Source organism: Pseudoalteromonas sp. S554, from assembly GCF_005930865.1.
In the GTDB taxonomy this organism is placed as follows: Bacteria; Pseudomonadota; Gammaproteobacteria; order Enterobacterales; family Alteromonadaceae; genus Pseudoalteromonas; species Pseudoalteromonas marina.
In genome coordinates, this window is record NZ_PNDV01000172.1 from 1 (window position 1) to 868 (window position 868).

The following is an 868-nucleotide window of genomic DNA, read 5'->3' on the forward strand; positions in this document are numbered from 1 at the left end:
GTATTACAAATTTTTGTTGTCTTACGTTAATCTAAATTTTAGCCAACATTTTTTTGCCCATTAAATGGGCGTTATGTGCTCAGGGAGTGTTCATGGAAGTAGAGCCAATTGGGCCAAAAACCTGCTCAAACTATCACGAAAGTGATATTTATAAGATTGAATGTGGCAATGATGGTTACTTGTTCTTGGTAGATACGGTTAATGAAGAAAGCCAAAGAGTTGATGTCACTATTGAATTTGATGCTATAAGCGGCTTTAGATATTTAGACGAGGGTGACCTCATGTACTATTGGGACAATCAAAATTTCCGCTTTTATAATCTATTCAAAATAATTAACGGTGGATGGCTCGATGGAGAAGATATGCAAAAAGGAATATTAACTCTTAGTAGAGGCTCAGTTTTACATGAATACTTTATTGTCACGACTAATGGCTGCGTAAATATTTTAAGTTACGAACCTCCTAAGATCACAGTCAGTGGCACATAACAAAAAAATTGAAGACGGATGTTGCAGAAAAGCGCTGCAACACCGCTTAATTTGAGTGTTATATGCTTTTAATAATTACGTTTTAGACCAAGAGCATGTAAGTTTCGCCAAGCACTGTTTTGGTGGTGTCCGCGAATAGGTTTATTCACTTTTTGGGAAACTCCCCAAACTAGGAATAGCAAAACCATTCGCTCTAAAAAATATGGCATTGTGGCTCAAGTTCATGGTTTGGTGTTTTTATAACGGTGTGTTTAAATACGTTAAGTGTTTGATTCAACTATGGTTGCATATAACAAGCATTTAAACAGGGACAAATAACAGTTGGCTGTCGTTCGTTCCTCACTATTTTAGCCAACATTATTTGCCCATTAAATGGGCGT

General features: G+C 36.5%; 1 protein-coding gene. It reads left to right on the forward strand.

Annotated elements, in window-relative coordinates:
- Positions 1 to 92 precede the first annotated feature (92 nt).
- On the forward strand, positions 93 to 488 hold the full coding sequence (locus CWB65_RS19530) for a hypothetical protein (protein ID WP_138741292.1): 396 nt from the start codon (positions 93 to 95) through the stop codon (positions 486 to 488).
- Positions 489 to 868: the final 380 nt, after the last annotated feature.